General features: G+C 68.8%; 19 protein-coding genes. 7 read left to right on the forward strand and 12 right to left on the reverse strand.

The window, feature by feature from the left end; genetic code table 11:
- Positions 1-68: 68 nt before the first annotated feature.
- The 11 genes from ACTJJX_RS12465 to kynR form a co-directional block, all read right to left on the reverse strand.
- Positions 69-1,262: an MFS transporter gene (locus ACTJJX_RS12465; protein WP_003118513.1), complete on the reverse strand. Its 1,194-nt coding sequence runs from the start codon at positions 1,260-1,262 to the stop codon at positions 69-71.
- On the reverse strand, positions 1,249-2,529 hold the full coding sequence (locus tag ACTJJX_RS12470) for an MFS transporter (RefSeq protein ID WP_003118514.1): 1,281 nt from the start codon (positions 2,527-2,529) through the stop codon (positions 1,249-1,251). Before ACTJJX_RS12470 ends, ACTJJX_RS12465 begins: the two co-directional genes overlap by 14 nt.
- Positions 2,526-3,605, reverse strand: a complete 1,080-nt coding sequence (locus tag ACTJJX_RS12475) for an LLM class flavin-dependent oxidoreductase (protein ID WP_003118515.1) — start codon at positions 3,603-3,605, stop codon at positions 2,526-2,528. Before ACTJJX_RS12475 ends, ACTJJX_RS12470 begins: the two co-directional genes overlap by 4 nt.
- Positions 3,606-3,617: 12 nt before the next feature.
- Positions 3,618-6,269, reverse strand: coding sequence for a TonB-dependent receptor (locus ACTJJX_RS12480; RefSeq protein WP_003118516.1), 2,652 nt, complete (start codon positions 6,267-6,269; stop codon positions 3,618-3,620).
- A gap of 91 nt (positions 6,270-6,360) precedes the next feature.
- On the reverse strand, positions 6,361-7,209 hold the full coding sequence (locus ACTJJX_RS12485) for a class I SAM-dependent methyltransferase (protein ID WP_003105335.1): 849 nt from the start codon (positions 7,207-7,209) through the stop codon (positions 6,361-6,363).
- A complete protein-coding gene (locus tag ACTJJX_RS12490) occupies positions 7,193-7,849 on the reverse strand; it encodes a hypothetical protein (protein ID WP_003118518.1) in 657 nt (218 codons plus the stop codon). The genes ACTJJX_RS12485 and ACTJJX_RS12490 overlap by 17 nt, the downstream gene beginning before the upstream one ends.
- Entirely contained in the window at positions 7,846-8,748 is a 903-nt protein-coding gene (locus tag ACTJJX_RS12495) for an alpha/beta fold hydrolase (RefSeq protein ID WP_003105331.1), read from the reverse strand. The genes ACTJJX_RS12490 and ACTJJX_RS12495 overlap by 4 nt, the downstream gene beginning before the upstream one ends.
- A gap of 10 nt (positions 8,749-8,758) precedes the next feature.
- Entirely contained in the window at positions 8,759-9,268 is a 510-nt protein-coding gene (locus ACTJJX_RS12500) for an aromatic-ring-hydroxylating dioxygenase subunit beta (RefSeq protein WP_003105327.1), read from the reverse strand.
- A gap of 27 nt (positions 9,269-9,295) precedes the next feature.
- The gene (asnB, locus tag ACTJJX_RS12505; RefSeq protein WP_016851683.1) at positions 9,296-11,128 is read right to left on the reverse strand and encodes an asparagine synthase (glutamine-hydrolyzing); all 1,833 of its coding nucleotides are present in this window, start codon (positions 11,126-11,128) and stop codon (positions 9,296-9,298) included.
- A gap of 87 nt (positions 11,129-11,215) precedes the next feature.
- On the reverse strand, positions 11,216-12,490 hold the full coding sequence (locus tag ACTJJX_RS12510; protein WP_003142518.1) for an aromatic ring-hydroxylating oxygenase subunit alpha: 1,275 nt from the start codon (positions 12,488-12,490) through the stop codon (positions 11,216-11,218).
- A gap of 201 nt (positions 12,491-12,691) precedes the next feature.
- On the reverse strand, positions 12,692-13,168 hold the full coding sequence (gene kynR / locus ACTJJX_RS12515; RefSeq protein WP_003088777.1) for a kynurenine pathway transcriptional regulator KynR: 477 nt from the start codon (positions 13,166-13,168) through the stop codon (positions 12,692-12,694).
- Between the two features lie 132 nt (positions 13,169-13,300).
- Between kynR and kynB the strand changes: the two genes are divergently transcribed.
- From kynB to ACTJJX_RS12540, 5 genes are all read left to right on the forward strand, one after another.
- The gene (gene kynB, locus ACTJJX_RS12520) at positions 13,301-13,942 is read left to right on the forward strand and encodes a kynurenine formamidase KynB (protein ID WP_003114853.1); all 642 of its coding nucleotides are present in this window, start codon (positions 13,301-13,303) and stop codon (positions 13,940-13,942) included.
- 3 nt (positions 13,943-13,945) lie between these two features.
- Positions 13,946-15,196: a kynureninase gene (gene kynU, locus ACTJJX_RS12525; protein WP_003114854.1), complete on the forward strand. Its 1,251-nt coding sequence runs from the start codon at positions 13,946-13,948 to the stop codon at positions 15,194-15,196.
- 155 nt (positions 15,197-15,351) lie between these two features.
- Positions 15,352-16,758: an amino acid permease gene (locus tag ACTJJX_RS12530; RefSeq protein WP_003114855.1), complete on the forward strand. Its 1,407-nt coding sequence runs from the start codon at positions 15,352-15,354 to the stop codon at positions 16,756-16,758.
- 285 nt (positions 16,759-17,043) lie between these two features.
- Complete coding sequence (locus ACTJJX_RS12535) at positions 17,044-18,918, forward strand: (7S,10S)-hydroperoxide diol synthase (protein ID WP_003114856.1); 1,875 nt, start codon at positions 17,044-17,046, stop codon at positions 18,916-18,918.
- Between the two features lie 39 nt (positions 18,919-18,957).
- The gene (locus ACTJJX_RS12540; RefSeq protein WP_003114857.1) at positions 18,958-20,862 is read left to right on the forward strand and encodes a 10S-dioxygenase; all 1,905 of its coding nucleotides are present in this window, start codon (positions 18,958-18,960) and stop codon (positions 20,860-20,862) included.
- Between the two features lie 36 nt (positions 20,863-20,898).
- Here the strand turns inward: ACTJJX_RS12540 and ACTJJX_RS12545 are convergent, their stop codons facing one another.
- On the reverse strand, positions 20,899-21,801 hold the full coding sequence (locus ACTJJX_RS12545) for a LysR family transcriptional regulator (RefSeq protein ID WP_004343377.1): 903 nt from the start codon (positions 21,799-21,801) through the stop codon (positions 20,899-20,901).
- 513 nt (positions 21,802-22,314) lie between these two features.
- Here ACTJJX_RS12545 and ACTJJX_RS12550 point away from each other — a divergent pair.
- Positions 22,315-22,524, forward strand: coding sequence for a hypothetical protein (locus ACTJJX_RS12550; RefSeq protein WP_003088759.1), 210 nt, complete (start codon positions 22,315-22,317; stop codon positions 22,522-22,524).
- Between the two features lie 176 nt (positions 22,525-22,700).
- On the forward strand, positions 22,701-24,362 hold the full coding sequence (locus ACTJJX_RS12555) for a hypothetical protein (protein ID WP_003142545.1): 1,662 nt from the start codon (positions 22,701-22,703) through the stop codon (positions 24,360-24,362).
- The last annotated feature ends 3 nt before the right edge of the window (positions 24,363-24,365 follow it).

Consider the following 24,365-nt stretch of genomic DNA (forward strand, 5'->3'; position numbering starts at 1 on the left):
ATAGCGGTAGTGAGCCTGGAGGTTGAGGAACGGCGCCCGGGGCTGTTCCCGTGGCGCGCGGTAGGGAATCAATCGAGGCGCTCCCGGCAGTCCGCCGTGCCCGCCGGCCGCTGCGCGGACAGCCAGCCGCAGGCGGCGGCGCCGAGGATCAGCGCGGCGCCCCACCAGGGGAGCGCGCGCACCGCCACCTGGTCCACCAGGATCGCGCCGATGAAGGCGCCCAGGGCCACGCCGAGCTGGATCGCGCTGGTGTTGAGGCTGATCTGGATCGCCGCGGTGTCCGGGCTGAGTTCCACCAGGTATTTCTGGATCGCCGGCCCCGGCGCCATGTTGAACACGCACCAGAACACCACCGCGCTCAGCAGCAGCGGCAGGCCGCCGGTGGCGAACGGCAGCAGGACCAGGGCCAGTGCGTGCAGGAGCAGGAAGGCGACGAAGGTGGCCGGCCCCGGCCAGCGGTCGGCGGCGCGTCCGCCGAGCAGCGCGCCGAGGATGCCGCCGCCCCCGTAGACCAGCAGGACCAGGCTGATGGTCGGTTTGTCGAGGGCCATGCTGCCGACCAGGAACGGCACGATGTAGGTGTAGACGGTGAACTGGCCGGTCATCTGCAACAGCGATGCCAGGTGGGCGAACGGCACCCGGCCCCGGGCCAGCGCCCGCAGTTGCTCCGCCGGGGCGATGCCGGGCGCGCCGGGGATGGCCGGCAGCAGGCGCAGGAGCAGCGGCAGGCCGAGCAACGCGACCCCGGCGAGCAGCAGGAACAGGCTACGCCAGCCCCAGAACTCGCCGATCAGGGTGCCCAGCGGTACGCCCAGCACCAGCGAGGCGACGATGCCGGCGAACACCAGACCGATCGCCCGGCCGCGCCGTTCCGGCGCGACAATGGCCACCGCCAGGGTGATCGCCACCACCACGATGACCGAGGCGCTGGCCGCCACCAGCAGCCGGCTCGCCAGCAACAGGGCGAAGCTCGGCGCGGCGGCGCTGGCCAGGTTGGCGCCGATGAACGCCAGCAGCGCGCCGGCCAGCAGGCGGCGGCGCTCGATACCGGCGCTGAGGTAGACCAGCAGCGGGCCGAGCAGCGCATAGACCAGCGCGTACAGGCTCATCAGCAATCCGGCCCGGCCCTGGCTGACGGCGAAACTGGCGGCCAGTTCGTCGAGCACCCCGGCCACCACCAGCTCCACCGTGCCGACCACGAAGGCCAGTCCGGCCAGCAGCCAGACGCCGACCTCCGCCCTGCTCCGTTCAGTCTCGCCCATGGCTGCGTGCCTCCCCGTCGATGGCGTAGCGATAGCGCCCGAGCATGACCAGCAGCCCTGCCGCCACGCCGAACGCGCCGAGCAGGACCAGCGTCGAGCCCGCGTAGGAGCCCGCGCGGTCGTAGAAGTAACCCAGCAGCCAGGACCCCAGGCTGATGGCGATGGCGAAGGTGAAGGGCTGGATCGAGCCATAGATCACGCTGAAATGGCGCAGGCCGAAGTAGCGGCTGACGAAGTACTGGGTGGTGCCGGTCTCGCCGCCGGCGCCCAGGCCGATCAGGAACACCGCGCCCCAGAGCAGCGCCGGCGGTCCGCCAAGGAGCAGGAGCAGCAGCCCGAGCGCCGCCAGCAGGGCGAACGGCAAGGCGATGCGCGGGGTGTCGTAGCGGTCCAGCAGGTAGCCCAGCGCCGGTTGCGAAACGATCATGCCGACCCACAGCGCCGCCAGCACGTCGGTGGCGACTTCCCGCGACAGGCCGCGCTCCTGCAACAGCGGCACGCCATGCACCATCACGCCAGTGACGGCGAACACGCCGAGGATCAGGTTGCCGACGATCAGCCAGAAGTCCGCCGAGCGCCAGGCCTGGCCTGGCGTCGCTCCGGGCAGCGCGTCGGCTGGCGTGCGCCGCGCCTGCGGCAGGTCGCCGGGTCGCTCGCGGAACAACGCATAGAGCAGCGGCAGCGCCAGGAGGCCTTCGAGCAGGCCATAGACGAGGAAGGTGGCGCGCCAGCCGAAGGCGTCGATGCAGGCGCTGCCCAGGTACAGCGCCAGCGGCCCGCCGACGCCGAAGCCGAGTCCGAGGATGCCGTAGGCCGCGCCGCGACGACGCTCGAACCAGCCGCCGAGAATCCGCGCATAGGGAATGTTGCCCGGCGTCAGCAGGCCGAGCAGCGCGAACAGCAGGTATAGCTGCCAGCCGCTGCGCGCCAGCGCCAGGCTGGCCAGGCACAGGGCCAGCGCGGCGGTCAGCGGCAGGACCAGGGCGCGCGCGCCCCAGCGATCCACCAGCCAGCCCTTCAGCGGGCTGCTCAGGGCTACCGCCAGGCCCAGCAGGGTCACCGGCAGCGCCGACTGGCCGCGGTCCCAGTCCAGGTCGGCGGCGATCGGCTCGATGAACAGCGAGAAGCTGCTGATCACCAGCCCGGTGGGGCCGAAGATCACCCCCACTACCGAGGCCAGCAGCACCCCACAACTGGCCACGCCGAACTCGCCGACGCCAGGCGCCGGCGCGACGTCCTCCATGGCCTCGCGGGCGACGCCGCTCATGCGTCGCGCCTCAGGCGCTCGATCAGTTGGCGGCGCAAGCGAATGTCCTCGGCGTTCTCGGTGGTGGCCTCGAGCTGGACGATCTCGATGCCGGCGCGATGAAAGGCCAGGATCTGTTCCGCCACCTCGCCGACGCTGCCCACCAGCACCCCGGCGAAGCTGCGCTGCACGGTATTCGCCACCCATTCGCGCAAGGCCTCCGGCTCCAGCCGGGCGAGCCGGTCGCGCTCGCCGTCGCGGGCGACCTGCGGCGATGCCGCCAGTTCGTCGAGGGGCCGTGCCAGAAGCAGTTCGAAAGCGGCCTGGCGGTAGTGCTCGACGATGTCCAGGGCCGCCGCCGGACTGTCGCCGAGGATCACCTGGAAGTGCTTCCAGAACTTCAGCCGCCGTCCCTGCTCCGCCGCCTCCTCGTTCAGCCTGCGCTTGAGCTCCGCGGTCTGCGTGGGGCTGGCGAAGTGGCCGGCGTAGACGTCGGCGAAGCGCACCGCCAGGCGTTGTGCCTGCGCCGAGGAGCCGCCAACGGATAGCGGCGGGCGCGGCCGCTGGATCGGCAGGAAGCCGCTGCCGGCGTCCTCCAGCCGGTAGAACTCGCCGTGGTAGTCGAAGGGTTCGCGGCTTTCCAGGGCGCGGGTGAAAACCTCCAGGTACTCCACGGCGCGCCGGTAGCGTTCGTCCTTGTCGGCGAAGTCGCCGTCGCGGCGCACGTCGGCGTCGCTGGAGCCGATCACCAGGTGTACGCCGGCGCGCCCGTTGGACAGGCCGTCGAGAGTGGCCAGGGCGCGCGCGGCAACGGTCGGCTGGGCGCTCCCCGGTCGGTGCGCGACGGTGGCGCGCAGGCGCGGCGCCGCGGCCAAAGCCCAGCCGGCGACCAGCCAGGGGTCGGGCCAGGCAGCGGAAACGGTGAACAGCGCGCCGTCGAGGCCGTCCGCCTCTTCCAGGCGGGCCTTCTGCTGGATGTCGAAGGCGCTCACCGCGCGACTGCGGGTGTCCGGCAGGAAACGCGCGGCCTGGCGGGCGAAGGCACTGTCGCCGATGACCGCGGAGGCGCGCACGCCGCCGCGCAGTTCGATGCTCATGGTTCGTCCTCCTTAGAAGGTGTAGGCCGCGCCGAGGTAGTAGAAGGCGCCGTTGAAGCTGATCTGCGAGGCATAGGTGTCGTACTGGTTGAAGCCGAGGTAGGCGCTCTCGGCCGGCAGCTTGTCGGGCTTCACGTCGAACAGATTGTTGGCCCCGGCGCTCAGGGTCAGGTTGCGGCTCGCCGCATAGCGCAGGGCAACGTCGGTGATGTACTTGGGCGAGTTCTCGAAGCGGTTGAAGACCGTGGTCGAATAGGCATGCTCGCCGGTGTAGTAGTCCAGTTCGGAAACCGTCTTGCTGTAGCGCGTTTCGCGCAGGGTCAGGCCCCAGCGCCGGTAGCTCCAGTCGGCCTGCAGGCTGACCTGGCTGCGCGGCGTGGAGCTGGTGATCCAGGCCTGCTGCTGGTCGTTGAGCAGCGGCTGGCCGTTGCGCCCGCGATGATTCCTGACCAGCTTCGTGCGATTGACGTTGGCGCCCAGGCGCCAGTCGATCCGGCCCCACTCGCCGAGCCGGGTCAGGTAGCTGGCGGTGAGGTCGAGGCCGTGGGTACGGGTGTCGGCGCCGTTGGTCATGTAGTGGGTGCTGACCTGGGTCAGTCCGGCCGGGATGCTGATCCCGCCGGCGCGCAGCGCATCGATCGCCGGCTGTCCGGAATAGGTGGCACCGTCGACGATGCGGTCGCGGATCTCGATGCGATAGGCGTCGATGGCCAGGTTCAGGTCCGGCAAGGGATCGAGCACCAGGCCGAGGTTGTAGCTGATCGATTTTTCCGGCTCCAGGTCTTCGGCGCCGAGCAGCCTGGCCGCCGGCGAGTTGACCGCCAGCAGGCCGCTGGCGATGGTCGGCGAGACGCCCAGGCTTGTGTAGTTCTCCTGGGCCAGCGACGGCGCGCGGAAGCCGCTGCTGAGACTGGCCCGCGCCGATACCTCGGGGCTGAAGCGGTAGCGGCTGGCGAGCTTGCCGTTGGTGGTGCTGCCGAAGTCGCTGTAGTGCTCGTAGCGCGCCGCCGTCTCCAGTTGCCAGCGCTCGTCGAGGGCGATGGACAGGTCGAGATAGGCGCCGAGCACGTCGCGGCTCCACTGTCCGGCGGTGGCCGGCGCCTGCCCGGGGAGTGCCTTGGAACCGCCGTTGTAGTAGGACCAGGGATCGCCGGCCTCGACCTCGTAGAGCTCGCGGCGCTGCTCCAGGCCCCAGGAGAAATTCAGCGGCGCCGGCAGCCAGGCGAGGTCGAAGTCGCGGCGCAGGTCGAGATTGTTGGTCCACTGGGTGGCCTTGTAGCGCGCCAGGTCGAAGGAGCGCGGCGAATCGCCGGTCTCGCCGTAGAGGGCGAGGTTGATCGAATGGTCCATGCCGATCTCCGGGCGGTCGGCACCGTAGGTCGAACTGAGGTCCCAGTCCCAGGCGCCGAACAGCTCGCCGCCACGGGCGCCGAGGGTCAGCGAATAGTCGTCCTCGTCGCTGGTGATGCGCGGGGTGAAGCCGTTCGGATAGAGTCGCGGCGCCAGGGACGGCAACTGGTAGATCTGCGCCGAGGACACCGAGCGATGGGTATAGGTGGCGAAGCTGTACAGCTCGACGTTGTCGTCCAGCGCCACGCCGGCGTTGTAGGCCAGCGCCTGGCGGTGCAGCGAAGGGTCGCCGATGGACGGGTTGCCGTAGTGCCCGGTACGCTGGTCGATGCCGGCGCGGATGGTCCGCGCCTGTTCGCGGAACTGCGCGCTGAGGTTGAGGAAACCGCTCTCGCCGAAACGCAGGCCGCCATTCACCCCGCCGTTCTGGGTCAGGCCGTCGCCATCGCCGTAGCGACCGTTGTCGTAGGCGAGCCGGCCGCCGTGGTCGGCCGACTTGAGGATGACGTTGATCACCCCGGCGATGGCGTCCGAGCCGTACTGCGCCGAGGCGCCGTCGCGCAGCACCTCGATGCGCTCGATGGCGGCGAGCGGGATGGTATCCAGGTCGACCCCGGTGGAGCCGCTCTGCAGCCCGCCGCTGACATTGATGTTGGCGGTCTCGTGACGGCGCTTGCCGTTCACCAGCACCAGCACGTGGTTGGGACTCAGGCCGCGCAGCGACTGCGCGTTGGTCAGCGCCGAAGCGTTGTAGGCCTGGGCCTGGCGCGACAGCGAGGGCAGCAGGCGCACCAGGGCGTCGCGCAGGTCGCCGCTGCCACTGTCGCGCAATTGCTCGGCGCTGACCACATCGATCGGTGCCAGGCTCTCGCCGGCCTTGACATCGGCCTTGCGGGTGCCGGTGACCACCACCGTGGCCAGGGTCCCGGCGGGCTTCGCCGCCGGCAGCGCGGCATCCGGCGCCGTGGCGCGTTGCAGGCTGAGCACGCCGGCGGCGCTGCGGATGTATTCCAGGCCGCTGCCCTGCAAGGCCCGCTGCAGCGCCTGCTCGACGCTGTAGGAGCCCTGGATCGCCGGTGCCGGCAGGCCCTCCACCAGGTGCTGGTCGAAGGCGATCGGGGTGCGACTCTGGCGGACTATGCTCAGCAGTACCTGGGCCAGTTCGCCGGCCGGGATGTCGAAGCGCTGGATCTCGGCGCTGCTGGTGGCGCGGACCTCCTCTGCCGCCGACTCGCCGGGCTGGCCAAGGCAGGCCAGGCCGACCGCGCAGAGCACGGGGACAAGTCGAAGACGTGGCGAACGCGGGTTGGACATGGTCGGTTCATCCTTGATCGGTTGCGGATGCCACCGAGTGCAATTGCCCGTACCGATTTTCAGCCGCGCGGCAGACCGATTGCGCATAAGGTTATGCCTCGCCCTCCCGAGCCCGGCAGCGCCAGACACTGACCGGGATTTCGCTGACCTGTCCGTCGGCCTGCATGCGCCGCTCGGCGATCCGCCCGAGGCGGACGAAGAATTCCTCCAGGCGCGTCGCCGGCACCAGCGGTGCGAAATAGGTGCCGAAGGTGGCGGCGTGGAAACGCTGGTATTCGGCGGAGTCGGCGACACGCAGGACCGCCGGGCGGGAGACGATGGAGTCGACCCGGAAGTGTCGTTCGACGCGTTCGCGCAACGCCTCCCGGCCACGGGTGCGGGTGCCCATCGGCAGCAGCCCGGCTTCCGCGTAGAGCGCCGCCACCCGTTCCGGCGCAGCCAGGCCCATCTCGACCAGGGCCTGGGCGACCAGGTCGTCCTCGCCGCCGAGGCCATCCTCGGCGAACGGATGGTGCGAGGTGAACAGGAATACCCCCTGCGCCTCAAGGTGCCGCGCGACCCACCGGAACAGCCGCTCTTCATCGGGATACAGCCAGTGCAGCACGGCGGTCATGCTGATCAGCTCGAAGCGTTCCGCCAGCGGCGGCAGGTCGAGCAGGTCGCCCTCCAGCAGACGCGCCTCGACGCCAGCCCCGCGCAACTGCGCGCGCGCCTGCTCCAGGCGTAGCGGCGAACGTTCGATGCCCCACAACCGTTGCAGGCCGGGCCAGCGCCGGGCGCCGCCGAGCAGCAGCGAGCCGATGCCGCAGCCGAGATCGAGCAGGCTGCGCGGCTCGATGCCGGCGCGGTCGAGCACCCAGTCCTGGTCGCGACGTTGCAGCAGTTCGCTGGAATCCTGGTAGCCGTCCAGGCTGCGCGCCTGTTCAATGATCGCGTTCATGTACGCCTGCTCCTTGGTTGAGGCTGTCCGCCGTGATGGTCCATACGCAGCCGTGGCCTTGCGGCTCTTCGTAGAGCCGCCAGTCGGCGCGGCAATCGCTGGCGGCGACGAACGCCGACAGCAGCTTGGTGCAATAGGTGCAGGCCGACTCCAGGGTGATCGGCACGCCTCGGGCGCGGGCGCGCTCGCGGTAGTCCCAGATCGCGCAGTGACGGTTGTGGAATACCGCGCGCCCGTCAGCCTCGGCCTGCACCTCGAAACGCGAACCGTAGAGCGCGGCCTGGCGTGCCAGACGGTCGGCGGCGCTGGCCGGATCGCCCCGCCCCGCCGGTTCCAGCGCGCGATAGATCCGCGCGGTGGCGCGCGCCCAGTCGTCGAGCCGGTAATCCGCCGGGCGCGCGACGATGAACTGTTCGATCAGCGCCTGGGCGCGGAAGAACACCGCCTGCCAGGCTTCGGCGCGCAGGTCGTCGGTCGCCGGCAGATCGGCGAATATCCGCGCGCTGGTCGCCACCCAGTCCCCCAGGTCTTCACGCCGATGGCGCTCGGCGACGTAGGCGGACATCGCCGCGTGCACCTCGAACACCCGCTGTCGCCAGAGCGTCGCCTGCGCCGCCGGATCGCGTTCGACGGCGCTCATCGGAGCGCCTCCCGGTGGCTGGCGAGAAACCCCAGCAGGTGCTCCAGCACGGCGTCCGGCGCGTCCTCGGGAAGCATGTGGCTGGCGCCGATGGCGGCGCCCTCGACCTGCCCGGCCCAGGTCTTCCAGATTTCCAGCGGATGCTGCCCGGCGGCGTAGGGGCGCTCCTGCCAGAGCACCTGGACCGGGCATTGCAGGCGCCGGCCGGCGTCGCGATCGGCCTGGTCGGCGTCGGCATCGACGCCCACCGCGGCCCGGTAGTCCTCGCACATCGCATGGCGCACGGCGGGGTCGCGGAACGCCCGGCGGTAACTTTCCAGCGCCTGCGGGTGGTAGATGTCGCGGCCCTGGGCCATGCGTCGCAGGGTGTAGTCGAGGAAGTGCTCCGGATCGGCGCCGATCAGGCGCTCCGGCAGGTCGTACGGCTGGGCGAGGAGGAACCAGTGGTAGGCGTTGAGGGCGAAGGCCTTGTTCACCGCGGCCCAGTTGTCGAGGATCGGCACCACGGTCAGCGAGACGAAGGCCGCGACCGCTTGCGGATGGTCCAGCGCCAGGCGATAGCCGACCCGCGCGCCGCGGTCGTGGCCGATCACCGCGAAGCGTTCGAAGCCTAGCTGGCCCATCGTTTCCAGTTGGTCGCGGGCCAGCGCGGCCTTGGAATAGTCGGCGCCCTCCTCGTCCAGCGCCCGCGATTCGCCATAGCCGCGCAGGTCGGCGAGGACCACGCTGTAGTCCTCGGCCAGGCGCGGAGCGATGCGATGCCAGGCCAGGTGGGTCTGCGGATAGCCATGCAACAGCAGCAGCGGCGGGCCGCTGCCCTTCACGGCGACGCGGAGGCGCGCGGCGGAGGTGTGCAGGGTCAGGTAGTCGAAGCCGGGCAGCAACGGATCGGTATTCATGGGCGGCGCCTCACAGGATGATGCTGATGCGCCGCTGGGCGCTGATGGTCTCGTGGTCCAGGCGGATCTCCCGCGAGACGATGCGCAAGCCCCCGGGGCCGTCGCGCAGGACATGACTGGCTTCGCCGACGAAGCTCCAGGCCTCGCGGTTGCGGAACTGATGGACGACGAAGTTGCTGCGGCTGCTGACCAGTTCGCCCTCGACCCGCTTCAGCCGCACGTTGCCCACCAGGCGGCGGGTGCGCGAGCGCGGCTGCTCCATCCAGGTATGCCCGCCGAGGATGCTGTCGACCCGCTCGCGCAGGCGCACGTGGTCGTCGTCGATGATGTACAGGCTGTCCTCCGGCGCCTGGCCGGCCAGTTGCTCCTGCAAGGGCAGCACCCGGTAGCGTGCGGCGCGCTCGAACAGCGCGAACCAGGTATCCAGCAGGCGGTCGTCGAGCAGCTCGGCTTCGGCGACGAGGAAATCGCTGACCCGCGCCAGCAGGTCGCTGTCGGGACGGGACAAGGCAAGGCTCATGAGTATCCTCCGCTAAGAAAGTGCCGCTCAGAGGCTGATGTCGACCCCATGGCGGGTCAGCCAACGGTCCAGGTTCAGCAGGTAGGCCAGGCCGGCGGTCGGGCTCGCCGAGGCACGCGGGCTGGGCAGCGGCGTGCCCTGTTCGAGAGCCTGGCGGACCCGCCCGGCGTCCACCAGTTCGAACAGCGGCGAGCGGCCGTCGTCGAGCAGGCGGCCGACCCGCTCGCGCAGCAGCGCCAGGTAACGTGGGTCGGGGTTGGCCGGGAAACCGCTCTTGCGCCGCTCCAGGATCGCCTGCGGCAGGTGCCCGCGCAGGGCCCGGCGCAGCAGGCTCTTGCTTTCCCCGGCGACGCTCTTCAGCGCCCAGGGCAGGTTCCATACGTACTCCACCAGGCGGTGGTCGCAGAACGGCACGCGCACTTCCAGGCCGACCGCCATGCTCATCCGGTCCTTGCGTTCGAGCATCGCCGGCAGCCAGCGGCTCAGCGCCAGGTAGGCGACCTCGCGCTGGCGTCGCTGGGCGGCATCCTCGCCATCCAGCCGCGGCACTTCGGCGAGGGCCTCGCGGTAGCGCGCCCGGATGTATTCCGGCGCCGCCACCCGTTCGGCGACCTCCCGCCGCAGCAGTTGCCAGGGCCCGCTCTTGCCGGCCAGCCAGGGGAAGCCGTCGTATGCGAGGGCGCTCGGGTCGTGGAAGAACGGGTAGCCGCCGAACACCTCGTCGGCCGACTCGCCCGACAGTGCCACCGTGGTGTGCTCGCGGACCTGGCGGAACAGCAGGTAGAGCGAGGCGTCCAGCTCGCCCCAGCCGGGCAGGTCGCGGGCCTGGAGCACCGCCTCGTCCTGTTCCAGCACCTCTTCCGGGGCGACCAGCACGGTGCGGTGCGGCGTACCGAGGAAGTTCGCCGCCAGTTGCGCATAGGGTTCGTCCCAGCTGCTTTGCCAGGGCGTCGGGACGAAGCCGCGGCCTTCGCCGGGGAAGTCCACGGAGAAGGTCGGCAGGCGCCGCGCGTCGCCATCCAGCGCGGCCACCGCGAAGGCGCTGATGGCGCTGGAGTCGAGCCCGCCGGAAAGCAGGCTGCCCAGCGGGACGTCAGCCACCAGTTGCTCGGCCACTGCCTCGCGGAGCAACTGGCCGGCGCGTTCGGCGCTGTCCTCGGCGCCCTCTTCGTGACGTTCCGCGCGCAGCGCCCAGTAGACCAGCTCGCGCACACCATTGCGGTCGAAGCGCAGCGCCTGGCCCGGCCGGACCTGGCGCAGGCCCTTGTACAGGCCGTGGCCGGGAGTCGGCGCGGTGGTCAGGGCGAACAGCTCGGCGATGCCGCTGGCGTCGAGCACCGGGTTGGCCTCGGGGTTGGCGAAGATCGCCTTGGGTTCCGAGGCGAACAGCACGCCTCCGGCGGTCGGGTAGTAGTACAGCGGCTTGACCCCGAAGCGATCGCGCACCAGCCACAGGCTCTGCTCGCGCTCGTCCCACAGGGCGAAGCCGTAGATGCCGCGGAGCCGGACGAAGGAAGCCTCGCCCCATTGCAGATAGGCGCGCAGCACCACTTCGGTGTCCGAGCGGGTGCGGAAGACCTGGCCCAGCGTCTCCAGCTCGGCGCGCAGCTCGCGGAAGTTGTAGACCTCGCCGCTGTAGGTCAGCGCCACCCGCCCGCCAGCCTCGGCAAGCATCGGCTGGGCGCCGTTCTCCAGGTCGATGATCGCCAGGCGCCGATGGCCGAGCAGCGCGTGCCGCGACAGCCACAGGCCTTCGGCGTCCGGCCCGCGCGGGGCCAGGGTACGGGTCATGCGTTCGAGGATGCTGCGCTGCTCGCCGAGGTCGCGGCTCCAGTCGGTCCAGCCGGTGATTCCACACATGGATGACGTTCCTTGCAGTGACCCTTTATTCCCCGCGTAGCCAGGGCGGCGCGCAGGGATCTGCAGGGAGCGATGGTTGAAGACGGCTCAGACGGCCACGGCGAGACGCCGCAGGGCGGCGGGCTGCTGCCCGAGCCGGCGGCTCCACTCGCGCCAGAAGCCGCGGTTCTGCTCCTCGTCGACGTGGCGGCGGGTTGCCGGTCCCATGCCGCGGGAAAAATCGCTGTAGCCGAGGGCGGCGTGGGCGTAGGCGCGCTGACAGGATTCGAGGATCTCGACGTCGTCGGGGGTGCCGAAACCGCCCGGGCCGATGAACGAGATCAACCCATTGATCCGCGCCGCCCGCTCCTCGCGGGTCTCATCGGCGAAGCCGGCGCCCCATACGGTGACGCTGACCTCATCGGCGGCGGTCGGGAAGAACGAGCGGATGTTCAGGCCGAGGATGTCGTTGATCACCAGGTTGGGAAAGATGAACAGGCTTTTGTTGGTGTGGGCGATGTCCTCTGCCCGCGCCTGCCCGAAGCGTTCCACCAGGCGTTCGAACTTGGCGGCGATGGACGGCTTGAGCGCTTCCGGGAACAACGGGCTCCAGTAGGCGATCGGCCGTCCGGTGGACGGCGGGCCGCTGATGATCAGCGCGTGGCCGTTGCCCAGCGCCTCGCCGCGACCGTGGCGCTTGTGCGACTCCGGATCGGTGCCGAGGGTATTCAGGTATTCCAGGTAGCGCTTGTGGGCGAACGGCAGGTGGTAGGCGTCCACGCCGTTTTCCGCGAGCAGCTTCCAGTTGGCCTTGATCGAATGCTCGAAGCCGCCGGGGATGATCTCCAGTTCCGCCTCGGACTGGTCGCAGATCAGGTCGATATAGTCCTTCGCCTGGCCCAGGTAGGTTTCCAGGGACGGTTGCCGGGCGGCGTAGTGGATGAACAGGAAGTTGCGGTAGACCGCGTGTTTCACCCGTGTCAGGGACAGCTCCGGATGGCATTGCCCGGCATGCTGGTAGGCGGCCTTGTCCGGCAGACCGATCAGGCTGCCGTGGCTGTCGTAGGTCCAGCCATGGTAGGGACAGGTGAAACGCTGGCTGTTGCCCTGGCGCTCGGCGCAGACCTTGGCCCCACGGTGCGCGCAGGCGTTCAGGTAGACCGCCGGCTCGCCATCGGCGCGACGCTGGATGATCAGGTTGCGCCCGCCGACGTCGCGGGTGATGAAGTCGCCGGGCTCGCGCAGTTCGCTGAGGTGGGCGGCATACAGCCAGCTGTCGTCGAATATCTCGTGCAGTTCGCGCCGGTGCAGTTCCGCGGAAACATAGGCCTGGCGCCTGACCCGGAAGTAACTTGCGTCGTCGGTCTCGATATATTCACTCACCGCCTAACCTCCGTGTAACGTTGACAACCCGGCAACGGGGACGGAGGAAACCTAGCACGGGGAAAATCAATTCCGGCAGACTATTTATTCATTAGCTAATAACTCGTAACCCCATGAAAAAAGACAAAATAATTATTTCCCTCGACGACTGAAAATTCCTCCCGCTCATTGCACTCATGCTTTTATGAGGGGTCGCCCCGTTCAACTCTTCAGGTTCACCAGGTCGAGCAGGTCGGCACCGGCCTTGATCTCCTGCAGGACGATTTCCGAGCGGATATCGGTGACGCCGGCGGCGCGGTTCAGTTTGTTCACGATGAAGTCCGAATAGTGCTTGAGGTTGCGCGCCCGGACCCGTAGCACATAGTTGGTGGCGCCGGTCACCACATAGGCGGTGACCACCTCCGGCCAGTCCCGGACCCTGGCGATGAACGCCTCGTGCCAACCCTCGACGTCCTGGCGCAGCGACACATGGACGATGGCTTCCAGCTCCACGCCCAGTCGCTCGGCATCCAGTTCCACCGAGTAGCCGCGGATGATCCCCTCGCTTTCCAGCAGGCGCAGCCGGCGCAGGCAGGCGGATGGCGAGAGGGAGACCTTCTCCGCCAGGTCCTGGTTGCTCATCCGCCCGTCCTGCTGCAGGTGACGGAGAATGCGCAGATCGATGGCGTCCAGGGACATGTGCAATTCCTATCAGAATTAATAGCTATCTTCGAATTTTGTGCGAACAGATTGCCATGCGACCTTGCATTTCGCACGAAAATTCTCCGAAATCTCGTTCATTATCATTCGCTGGACTTCCGGAGAAAAACAATGACTTCGCTCCGCTACTGGGACATCAGTCCCGCCCTCGACCCGAACACGCCGACCTGGCCCGGCGACACGCCGTTCCAGCAGGAATGGGCGGCGCGGCTGGACGAGCAGTGCCCGGTCAACGTCGGCCGGATCACCCTTTCGCCGCATACCGGCGCCCACGTCGACGGCCCCCTGCACTACCGCGCCGACGGCCTGCCCATCGGCCAGGTGCCGCTGGACATCTACATGGGACCGTGCCGGGTGATCCACTGTATCGGCGCTAACCCGCTGGTGACCCCCGAACACCTCGCCGGCCAGCTCGACGACCTGCCCTCGCGGGTGCTGCTACGGACCTTCGAACGGGTCCCGGCGAACTGGCCGGAAGGCTTCTGCGCTATCGCTCCGGCCACCATCGAGTGCCTCGCCGAGCGCGGCGTCAGGTTGGTCGGCATCGACACCCCGTCGCTCGACCCCCAGCACTCCAAGACCCTCGACGCCCACCACGCGGTGGGCCGCCACGGCATGGCGATCCTCGAAGGCGTGGTCCTCGACGACGTGCCCGCCGGCGACTACGAACTGCTCGCCCTGCCGCTGAAATTCACCCACCTCGATGCCAGCCCGGTGCGTGCCGTGCTGCGCGCCCTGCCTACCGCGGAGTAACCGATGACCACTCGTGACGACTGCCTGGCGCTCGACGCCGGCGATCCCCTGGCCGACCTGCGCCAACTGTTCGCCCTGCCCGACGGCGTGATCTACCTCGACGGCAACTCCCTCGGCGCCCGCCCCCGGGCCGCCGTGGAGCGCGCCGCCGAAGTGGTCGCCGCGGAATGGGGCGAGGGGCTCATCCGCAGCTGGAACAGCGCCGACTGGCGCGGCCTGCCGGAGCGCCTCGGCGACAAGCTGGCGCCCCTGATCGGCGCGCGCGCCGGCGAAGTGGTGATCACCGACACCACATCGATCAACCTGTTCAAGGTGCTCAGCGCCGCCCTGCGGATCCAGGAGGAAGACGCGCCAGGGCGCAAGGTGATCGTTTCCGAATCGAGCAACTTCCCCACTGACCTGTACATCGCCGAGGGCCTTACCGACATGCTCCAGCGCGGCTACCGGCTACGCCTGGTAGATGACCCGGAGCAACTGCCGGCGGCGATCGACGCGGATACCGCGGTGGTGATGCTCAGCCATGTCAACTACAAGACCGGCTACCTGCACGACATGCGCGAGGTCACCCGCCTGGTCCACGAAAACGGCGCCCTGGCGATCTGGGACCTGGCCCACTCGGCCGGCGCGCTGCCGCTGGACCTGCACGCGGCCGACGCCGACTACGCCATCGGCTGCACCTACAAGTACCTCAACGGCGGCCCCGGCTCGCCGGCCTACGTGTGGGTCGCGCCGCGCCTGCGCGAGCGTGTCTGGCAACCGCTGTCCGGCTGGTTCGGTCATTCCCGCCAGTTCGCCATGGAGCCGCGCTACCAGCCCGGCGAAGGCATCACCCGGTTCCTCTGCGGCACCCAGCCGATCACCTCGCTGGCCCTGGTCGAATGCGGCCTGGATATCTTCGCCCGGACCGACATGCAGCGCCTGCGCGACAAGTCGCTGGCCCTCGCCGATCTGTTCATCGAATTGGTGGAAAGCCGTTGCGAACGCTTCGGCCTGACCCTGGTGACCCCGCGCGAGCATGCCCGGCGCGGCAGCCATGTCAGCTTCGAGCATGCCCAGGGCTACGCCATCGTCCAGGCCCTGATCGACCGGGGGGTAATCGGCGACTACCGCGAGCCGGGCATCCTGCGCTTCGGCTTCACCCCGCTTTACACCCGCTTCGTCGAGGTCTGGGATGCGGTGCAGGCGTTGCTGGAAATCCTCCAGAGCGAAGCCTGGAAAGAGCCGCGCTACCAGGTCCGGCACAAGGTGACCTGAGTCCCGCCCGCGCGGACCGCGCCGGTATTCCCGGGGCGGCCCGCGAGCACCCACCGCTCTCGCGCACAGGAGCCCGCGACCGGCACCCGCACATCGCCACCGACGTTCCCTCGGCAATTCATAAGAACCCCAATAAGATTCCAGAGGACATCCAGATGAACGACCCCCAGGGCTTCGAGGCCATCTCGCGCCGCGAACAGGGCCTGCAACGGCGGCTCTCGGCCGCGCAGATGAGCATGATCGCCATCGGCGGCGCCATCGGCACCGGCCTGTTCATGGGCAGCGCCTTCGCCATCGGTTTCGCAGGCCCCAGCGTCCTGCTCAGCTACGCCATCGGCGCGCTGATCACCCTGCTGCTGATGGGCTGCCTGGCGGAAATGACCGTGGCCCATGCCACCCCCGGCTCGTTCGGCGCCTTCGCCGAGCACTACGTCGGCCCGCTGGCCGGGTTCCTGGTGCGCTACGCCTACTGGGCGGCCATCGTCCTGGCGGTGGGCACCGAGGTCACGGCGGTGGCCATGTACATGAAGTACTGGTTCGCCGGTATCCCGGAATGGGTCTGGATCATCTCCTTCTCGACCCTGCTGATCGGCCTGAACGCCAGCAGCGTGAAAGCCTTCGGCAACTTCGAATACTGCTTCTCGACACTGAAGATCGCCGCCATCGTCGCCTTCATCCTGCTCGGCGCCTACCTGGTGTTCGGCTCCGCCAACCCGGCCTACGGCGTGCACAACTACAGCGCCCACGGCGGCTTCTTCCCGCACGGCCTGAAAGGCATGTGGATCGCCGTGGTGGTGTCGATCTTCAGTTATCTCAGCGTGGAGATGATCGCGGTCGCCGCCGCCGAGGCCGAACATCCGGAACAGGCGGTGAGGTCGGCGTTCCGCTCGACCATCGTGCGCCTGGTGGTGTTCTACCTGCTGACCCTGGCGCTGATGCTCGCCATCGTCCCCTGGGACCAGGCCGGGCAGAGCCAGAGCCCGTTCGTCACGGTGATGCAGGCGATCGGCCTGCCCGGCGCCACCGGGGTGATGAACTTCGTGGTGCTGGTGGCCGCGCTGTCGGCGATGAACAGCCAGCTCTACATCACCACCCGGATGATGTTCAGCCTGTCGCGCGCGGGGCACGCGCCGAAGGGCCTCGGCGAACTGAGCCGCCAGGGCGTGCCGCTGAACGCGCTGCTGCTGTCGAGCGTCGGTATCGCCCTGGCGACCCTGCTCAACCTGGTCTACCCCGAGCAGTCCTTCACCCTGATGATGGCGGTGTCGATGTTCGGCGCCCTCTTCACCTGGCTGATGATCTTCTTCACCCACCTCTGCTTCCGCCGCCACCGCGCCCGCCACGGCGGCGCGCCGCTGGCCTTCCGCATGCGCCTGGCGCCCTGGTCGACATTGCTCGGCCTGGCGCTGATGGCGGCGATCCTGGTCACCACCTTCTTCACCGAGGCGTTCCGCATGACCCTGGTCTTCGGCGTGCCGTTCCTCGCGCTGCTCAGCGCACTCTACCTGGTCTTCGTCCGCAAGCCCGGCAGGGATTGTCCGATAGAACGGGCAACGCCCTAGGCGCTCTCCGCCCTGCGAACCTGGCGCGCACGGCGAAGCCCGACCGGCGCGCCCTTTCCGGACCGGGCGGTTCCGTTTCCCATACCTTTTCCGTCGCACAAAAAGCATTACCCGCCGGCCGCCGCGACTCCGTAGCGTAGTGCCCAACCGGACGTTCCGGCCCGCGGCGCGCCGCGGCCGGCGCGCTCCCGTCAGGGACGAAGTGGCGGCACGCCCAGCCATCGAGCGCACTGCATCGCTCTGCCCTGTGGGGACGCAGACGTCGTCAGCCATGAGGGGAACACGATGCATCCGACCTTTTCGCGGGTCCTGCTGGCCGCCGCACTGGCCGCCGCCGGCAGCCCTGCCGTCGCCACCGAAATCCAGCTCGAGCAAGGCTGGAACGCCGAGCAACGCGCCTCCTGGTACGACGCCTCGCTCGGTTCACGGCTGCTGCCGCTGGCCTGGGCCCAGGCGCTGGAGCGTCCGGACAGCGAGGAGCGCCTGTTCTCCGAAGACAACGCCCGGCGCCTCGGCTTTCCCCTGCGCAACTGGCAAGGCGGCGAACTGCGCCTGCCGCGCGGCTTCGCCCTCGACCAGCAGGACGACAGCCAGTTCTCCGACACCCGCCTGCGCTGGAAAGCCCGCCAGTCGTCCAGCGAACCCTGGGTCGGGCTGAATTGCGCCGGCTGCCACTCCACCGACATCAGTTACCGCGGCAGCGAACTGACCGTCGACGCCGGCGCCACCCTGGCCAACGTCCAGGCGATCTTCGACGAAGTGCTCGCCGCGCTGCGCCGCACCAGCGACGACGGCGACAAGTTCGCGCGCTTCGCCGGCAACGTCCTCGGCAGCGAGGACAGCCCGGCCAACCGCGAGCTGCTGAAGGCCGCCCTGGTCAAACGCGCGGCGCTGATCGACACCCTGCTGAGCATGTCCGCGACCGACCTGCAACCCGGCCCGGGGCGCCTCGACGCCACCGGCCAGTCACTCAACCGCGCGGCAATCAACTCCGGCGCCCGCCATCTGCAAGCGAACCCGACCGACGCGCCGACCAGCTTCCCGGCACTGTGGCACACGTTGCAGATGGACAAGCTGCAATCCAGCGGATTCGTGCCCAACGTCAAGGTCCTCGACCTCAACGGCCAGGTCTTCGACCTCGGCTACCTGGCCGGCGACATCGGCGTGGTCCAGGGCGACTACGGCGACGTGGTCAGCCATCCGCTGTCCGGCCTGGAGGGCTATATATCGAGCATCCGCGTGGACAACCTGACCCGTGTCGAGGGCCTGATCCACAAGCTCAAGGCGCCGGCCTGGCCGAGCCAGCTGTTCGGCGCCCCGGACAGCGCCAGGCTGGCCCAGGGCAAGCGCCTCTACGAGGAGAACTGCGCGGCCTGCCATGCGAGCATCGGCCGCGACGACCTGCAAACCCCGATCAAGGTCCGCCAGGTGCGCCTGAAGGCCCATGGCGACGACGCGCCGATCGGCACCGACCCGTGGATGGCCTGCAACACCTTCACCTTCAGCAGCCCCAGCGGCAACTACTTCGGCCTGTTCCGACCGTCCCTCGGCACCCCCAGCGGCGTCGGCATCGTCGGGCGGACTTCGAAGATCGCCGACATGCAGGTCCCCGAGGTGTTCCAGATCATGCTCGGCAAGAAAGGCCAGCTGGCCGACGGCATCGCCGAGATCATCCACGCCATCGTCACCGGGCAGCAGACCCTGCCCGGCTCCGACAGCCTGCAAGCGGTGCCCGCCGGACAATTGCTGCTGGCCGGCGCCGCCCCTGCCGACAGCCAGGCGCAGAGCCTCGCCGCCGGCGAAGTCCCCACCGACAAGAGTGCGCGCAAGGACTACTGCCTGAATACCGAGCATCCATTCCTCGGCTACATCGCTCGCCCGCTGAACGGCATCTGGGCCACCGCACCCTACCTGCACAACGGTTCGGTGCCGTCGCTGTACGACCTGCTGCTGCCCCAGGAGCAACGGCCGGCCACCTTCTACACCGGCAGCCACGAGTTCGATCCGAGCCGGGTCGGCTACCTCACCGCGCCCGGCCCGGACAACGCCTTCCTCTTCGACACCCACCTGGAAGGCAACTCCAACGCCGGCCACGACTTCGCCCGCGAGTACGACGAAAGCCAGCGCCTGGCGTTGCTCGAATACCTCAAGACCCTGTGAGCCGGCCCCGCCCACATGCCCAATAGAGAGAACCGCCCGATGACCCTATCGCGACTCAGCCTTGCCATCCTTTCCGTCCTCGCCGGTGCCCCGGCATTCGCCGACGACAGCGGCGTCGACCTCGACCAGGGCTGGAACCAGACCCAGAAGACCGCCTGGCTGGAAGCCGGCCAGGGCTCGCGGATGCTGCCGCTGGCCTGGCTGGTGGCGCTGGAGCAGCGCGCCAGCGAAGAACCGCTGATGTCCGATGCGCTGATCCGCCAGTACGGCTATGTCCCGCACACCCTCGGCGGTTCCAGCGTGAAGGTGGTGCAGGGCTACGCGGTCGACCGCAGCGACGACAGCGACCTGACCTTCACCAAGCTGCGCTGGAAAGCCCTGCAGGGCTCCAGGGAACCCTGGGTCGGACCGACCTGCAGCATGTGCCACACCTCGCACATCAGCTACCAGGGCACCCAGTTGACCGTCTACGGCGGGCAGACCATGGGCGACCTCGCCGGCTTCCAGCTGGAGATCCTCGGCGCCCTGCAGAGCACCCGCGCCGACACCGCCAAGTTCGAGCGCTTCGCCCGCAAGGTGCTCGGCGCCGACGGCCTGGTCAGCGGCTACAACGACGCCAACAAGGCGCGCCTGCAGGCAGCCCTGGACGCCACCATCGTGCGCCTGCGCGACGGCTCGCACTTCAACCTGCCGCACGATCCCGAGTTCGGCCCGGGCCGCCTGGACGCCATCGGTTCGATCTTCAACTCGGTGGGCTACGAACTGCACGCCGACGAGCAGATCTACGGCGCCGAGGACGCCCCCGTGAGCTATCCGTTCCTGTGGAACGTACCGCAGCTGGACCGCGTGCAGTGGACCGGCTTCAACCCGAACCACATCAACGTGGTCGACATCGACAACCGCAAGTTCGACGTCGGCGCCCTGGCGCGCAACGCCGGCGAGGCGGTCGGGGTATTCGCCGACGTCAAGGTGCTCAGCCCGATCCAGTCGGCGCTGCACATCGGCTACCCGTCGAGCATCAACGTCGACAACCTGATCCGCATCGAAGACCAGCTCGGCCAACTGAAGCCGCCGGCCTGGCCGAACCAGCTGTTCGGCGCCCCGGAGCCGACCAGGGTCGCCGAGGGCCGCGAGCTGTACCGGCAACATTGCTCCAGTTGCCACACGCCGCTGGACCGCAACGACCTGCGGACCCCGGTGAAGACCGTGCTCACCCACCTGCAGGCGCGCGGCGAGGTCGCGCCGATCGGCACCGACCCGTGGACCGCCTGCAACAGCATCGCCCAACTGAAGACCGGCTACGTGCGCGGCAAGCCCTACCTGTCCTTCGTCGGCACCGGCCAGCGCGGTTTCTACGGCAAGCAGGCCTATGCGGTGGACGTGCTCCAGGAAGTGGTGGTCCAGGCCCTGGCCGCGCGCGGCCTGAGCGTCGCCCTGGGTGCCTTCCAGACCGCCGCCCTGGGCATCTTCGACGGGCAGTTGCCGCCGCTGATCAGTCCGGTGCCGGACAGCCCCGACGCCGACAGCGCCGAAGCGACCGCCGCGGACGCGCCAGGCGCCCTGCTCCTGGCCGAAAACGTCGCGGCCGACAGCGACAAGGCCCGGCGCCTGGAGCAGTGCCTGGCGATGACCAGCGACCTGATGGCCTACAAGGCGCGCCCGCTGAACGGTATCTGGGCCAGCCCGCCCTACCTGCACAACGGCTCGGTGGCGACCCTCTACGACCTGCTGCTGCCGCCGGACCTGCGGCCGCGGACCTTCTATACCGGCAGCGTCGAGTTCGACCCGGTCAACGTCGGCTACATCACCGATGCCGGCGGCGCCAACCGCTTCCTCTTCGACAGCGGCAAGCCGGGCAACGCCAATGGCGGCCACGACTACGGCAACGCGCAGTTCAACGAGCAGCAGCGCCGCGCCCTGGTCGAGTACATGAAGACCCTCTGAAGCCCCTCGCGCGGCCGGCGCTCCCGGCCGCGTCCCTCAACCGGCGGCGACCCGCCGCGCGGTCTCGACGAAGCATTCGAACTGGGTGTCGCTGGCGCGAAGCCGCGAAGTCGGCGACACCGCCAGCCCCACCGGCAGGCGGAAGCCTTCGTTGACCGCCGCCGGCAGAGCGGTGAAGGCCACCCCCGGATAGGCGAACTTGGTCAGCGACAACGGCAGGAAGGCGAAGCCGTCGCCGCTGGCGACCTGGGCCAGGAGAATGCTCAGGTCGTTCGGCCGCACGCTGCGCCGGGGCGCGAAGGCGGCGGCATCCATCGCATCGTTCATGAACTGGCTGTAGGCGGGAAACAGCGAGTCCTTCGGTACCAGCAGCGGCTCGCCAATCAGGTCGTTCAGCGACCAGTCGGGCGCCAGTCGCCGGTGCAGGGTTTCCGACAGGGCGATGACGTGCTCGTAGCTGCCGATCTCCATCAGCTCGTATTCGCGCACCACCTTCGGCGGCGCGCCGATGATCGCCGCGTCCAGGGACGACTCGCGGACCAGGCTGAGCAGGTCCAGCGATGGCGCCCAGGATGGCGAAACGGCGCTGCACACCCGCGCTTCCTTCAGTTGCCGGGCCAGCTCGCCGGACCAGCCGGGATCGAGGTAGCGGCTGAAACCGATGTGCAACTGGCGGTCGTCGCCGTCGCCGATGTCGCGGGTCAGCGTCTTGGCCTCGGCGATGATCTTCACCGCGCGGCAATGCACCACCCTGCCCACTTCGGTCAGGCTCACCCCGGCCGGACCGCGGACGAACAGCGCCTCGCCGATGTGCACTTCGAGCGCCTGGATCTGCCGCGACAGCGACGGCTGCGAAACGTGCAGCACCTCGGCGGCCTGGCCGATGCTGCCGTACTCGGCGACACAGGCGAAATACATCAGCTGGCGCAACGAAGGCATCGCCTTCGACCAATTGATGATCGGGAAACTGGCATCGGTCACGGACATTGCGTACATACCCCTCGCTGGCAACACGGGTCGGATCGGCACGGACAGGGAAACCCCGGGACGGCGCGACGAGCGACCGCCGGCCGCCTTCATCCGAAAGCCGTTTCGCGGCAGAAGAACGAAAGATAGGTAGCGGAGATGACAGGAAGCGCGACGTTCGGGTCCGGGACGCTCTTCATGGACGGCGTCTTGTTCCCGCGCCGCCAGTATAGCCAGGCGGCATGGGGAACTGGCCATGCGGCGCGCCACCACCGCGGGCCACCCTCGCCGTTCGGATAGGTCCCCTTGCCAGGTCGGTCCGAAGCTGCCGGGGGCTATCGAAAGCGCTGCGCCGTGGGCACCGGCCACGAACGCAGGCCACCCCGTCGGCAGCGGCTGAACCGTTTCGTCTTTTCGTGAACCGCTTCCGTGTCGGCGGAGCGCCAGGGGGGCTACGCTGAGTTTTTCAGGATCAGGAGTACCGCCATGCTGGATCACGACCTGACTGTCGCCCTGCTCTGCCGTCTCAACCAGAACCAGAGTGCCCTCGGCATGGCCCTGGAGGAGCTGGCGATCTGGGCGAAGCGCCATGAAGGCGGCGAAACCTACGATGTCGTCATGAACCACCTGCAGACCCTGGAGCGCAACGCCGACTTCGTCGCCGAGGCCATCGTCGTCCTGATGGCGGATCGCTGAAGCGCGCCGGCCCCGTACGAGCGGACGAGCCTGCGCGGTGCGCTGGGCACGGCACGCAGTAAAATCTTCAAGATTTTTCTTACAAGGCAATAGGACTCGTCCAAGTTACCTCGCCCATAGCTCCCGGTACCCTTGCCCGTTACACCTTTCAAGCACCAACGGGATCTCCAGGGCTTATGCTTCTTCGAACCATCAGTGTGGAAACTGCCGAGCAGACGGAACTGAATGCGGCCTTGTTGTGTGGTTTCGCCATTCCCGCCAGCGACCGCAACTTCATCGCCTACAGCCTCAACGAACAGGTCGACGAAAACGACTCGCGCGTCTACATCGCCTCCCTGTTCAAGACCGACGACGGCTTCCGCCTGGGCCGTCTCGACACCGACGAGGCCTGCGAGGCGGCCATCCAGGTGTTCCGCCAACTGGTCCGCGAAGCCACCACCGGCAACCGCCGGACCAGCGATCTGGCCTACCACCTCATCGACCTGCAGGACGCGGCCATCGCCCCCTCGCGGCGGGAAGAACACCGCTCCCTGGTGCTCGAACGCGAATGGGTGATGAAGCTCGTCACCTTCGAGTCCCCCCATGGCTACGGCCCCGCCCTGGATGGCGAGGAACCCTGCGCGGAAGTCCCGCCGCTCGTCCAGGAGGCCCTTTTCGAAGACGCCGCTCCCGATGTCCTCGCCGAAGACGATGCGGACGAGACCACGGACGGGCCGGCGGAGCCCATCGACGAGCCCGAGGCGGCGGAAGACGAAACCGTCACCGAGGCCGGATGCGTCGAGCCCGAGCCGCGGCCGGAGGCGGAAACGGCAGCGCCCGAGGGTGGGGCGCCAGCCGAGTTCGCGGCGAAAGCGGAGCAGTCCGCCAAGGTAGCGGATGCCGAGGCCATCGGCGCCTTCGTCGACAACGCCAGTCATCTTCGCGAGGAGCTTGCCGACCTGGCGCAGATGCTCCACCCCGCGCTGCACGCCGCCGACGCCACGGGCAGCGCCAACCTTCCGTCTCCAGACGCCGCCGAGGAATCCTCCATGCCCCCGAGCCCCTCCCCCCTCGCCGCACCCGCGCCGGAACCGGTATCGGCCAGGGTCCCCAGCCTGTCGCTGCGCCTCCGGGTGCCGCCCGCACGCCTGGCCGGCGCCGAGGGCGGGGCCAACGCCAGAGAGGCGCCCACCCAGGCCGCCGCCGTCATTCGCCAACCCGAGGATGAAGCCCACGTGGATACGGATACCGCGCTCGATATCGGCAACGATACCGAGCATCTGCTACAGGACGTGCAGGGCACCCTGGCCGACCTCGCCGGCATGGCCCAGCAACTGAGCCAGCAGAAGCAGGAAGCGCTCAAGCAGCAGGAGTCGCTGGAGTCGCTCCAGACGCAACTGCACGAGAAGGAGCGGCAATTGCAGGAAAAGGAAAAGCAGCTCCGGCAGTGGCACAAGCGCCTGCAGGACGACCGCCAGGCGCTGGAGCGGGAAACCGAGCAGAGCAACCGTCTCCTCGCCGAGCGCAGCGCGGCCCTGCAACAACTCGCGGAAAGCGTCGAAGCCCGCGAGCGCAGCAGCGCGCGGCGAGCCGAGGTACTGCAGATCGAGCAGGAACGCCTCGAAGAGTTGCGCAGCCAGCAGAACCTGCGCCAGGCCGAACTGGAAAAGCGCGAAGCCAGCGTCCAGCAGCGCAGCCTGGAACTCGGCGAGCGCTTCAAGAAGCTGGAAAGCGCCCGCGAGAAGCTGGCGCAGATCGTCAAGGGTTTCAACGAGACCGTGCAGTTCAATACCGCTCTGCACGCCATCAGTCATACCGGGTTGAAACGCCAGGAAGAGAGCGCAGCCGAACTGGAATAAGGT

This window comes from Pseudomonas sp. 22490 (genome assembly GCF_052044465.1).
Lineage (GTDB): Bacteria > Pseudomonadota > Gammaproteobacteria > Pseudomonadales > Pseudomonadaceae > Pseudomonas > Pseudomonas aeruginosa.

Coding starts and splice junctions, on each gene's coding strand:
- ACTJJX_RS12465 (WP_003118513.1), bottom strand. CDS start 1,262: ATGGGCGAGACTGAACGGAGCAGGGCGGAGGTCGGCGTCTGGCTGCTG.
- ACTJJX_RS12470 (WP_003118514.1), bottom strand. CDS start 2,529: ATGAGCGGCGTCGCCCGCGAGGCCATGGAGGACGTCGCGCCGGCGCCT.
- ACTJJX_RS12475 (WP_003118515.1), bottom strand. CDS start 3,605: ATGAGCATCGAACTGCGCGGCGGCGTGCGCGCCTCCGCGGTCATCGGC.
- ACTJJX_RS12480 (WP_003118516.1), bottom strand. CDS start 6,269: ATGTCCAACCCGCGTTCGCCACGTCTTCGACTTGTCCCCGTGCTCTGC.
- ACTJJX_RS12485 (WP_003105335.1), bottom strand. CDS start 7,209: ATGAACGCGATCATTGAACAGGCGCGCAGCCTGGACGGCTACCAGGAT.
- ACTJJX_RS12490 (WP_003118518.1), bottom strand. CDS start 7,849: ATGAGCGCCGTCGAACGCGATCCGGCGGCGCAGGCGACGCTCTGGCGA.
- ACTJJX_RS12495 (WP_003105331.1), bottom strand. CDS start 8,748: ATGAATACCGATCCGTTGCTGCCCGGCTTCGACTACCTGACCCTGCAC.
- ACTJJX_RS12500 (WP_003105327.1), bottom strand. CDS start 9,268: ATGAGCCTTGCCTTGTCCCGTCCCGACAGCGACCTGCTGGCGCGGGTC.
- asnB (WP_016851683.1), bottom strand. CDS start 11,128: ATGTGTGGAATCACCGGCTGGACCGACTGGAGCCGCGACCTCGGCGAG.
- kynR (WP_003088777.1), bottom strand. CDS start 13,168: ATGTCCCTGGACGCCATCGATCTGCGCATTCTCCGTCACCTGCAGCAG.
- kynB (WP_003114853.1), top strand. CDS start 13,301: ATGACTTCGCTCCGCTACTGGGACATCAGTCCCGCCCTCGACCCGAAC.
- kynU (WP_003114854.1), top strand. CDS start 13,946: ATGACCACTCGTGACGACTGCCTGGCGCTCGACGCCGGCGATCCCCTG.
- ACTJJX_RS12530 (WP_003114855.1), top strand. CDS start 15,352: ATGAACGACCCCCAGGGCTTCGAGGCCATCTCGCGCCGCGAACAGGGC.
- ACTJJX_RS12535 (WP_003114856.1), top strand. CDS start 17,044: ATGCATCCGACCTTTTCGCGGGTCCTGCTGGCCGCCGCACTGGCCGCC.
- ACTJJX_RS12540 (WP_003114857.1), top strand. CDS start 18,958: ATGACCCTATCGCGACTCAGCCTTGCCATCCTTTCCGTCCTCGCCGGT.
- ACTJJX_RS12545 (WP_004343377.1), bottom strand. CDS start 21,801: ATGCCTTCGTTGCGCCAGCTGATGTATTTCGCCTGTGTCGCCGAGTAC.
- ACTJJX_RS12550 (WP_003088759.1), top strand. CDS start 22,315: ATGCTGGATCACGACCTGACTGTCGCCCTGCTCTGCCGTCTCAACCAG.
- ACTJJX_RS12555 (WP_003142545.1), top strand. CDS start 22,701: ATGCTTCTTCGAACCATCAGTGTGGAAACTGCCGAGCAGACGGAACTG.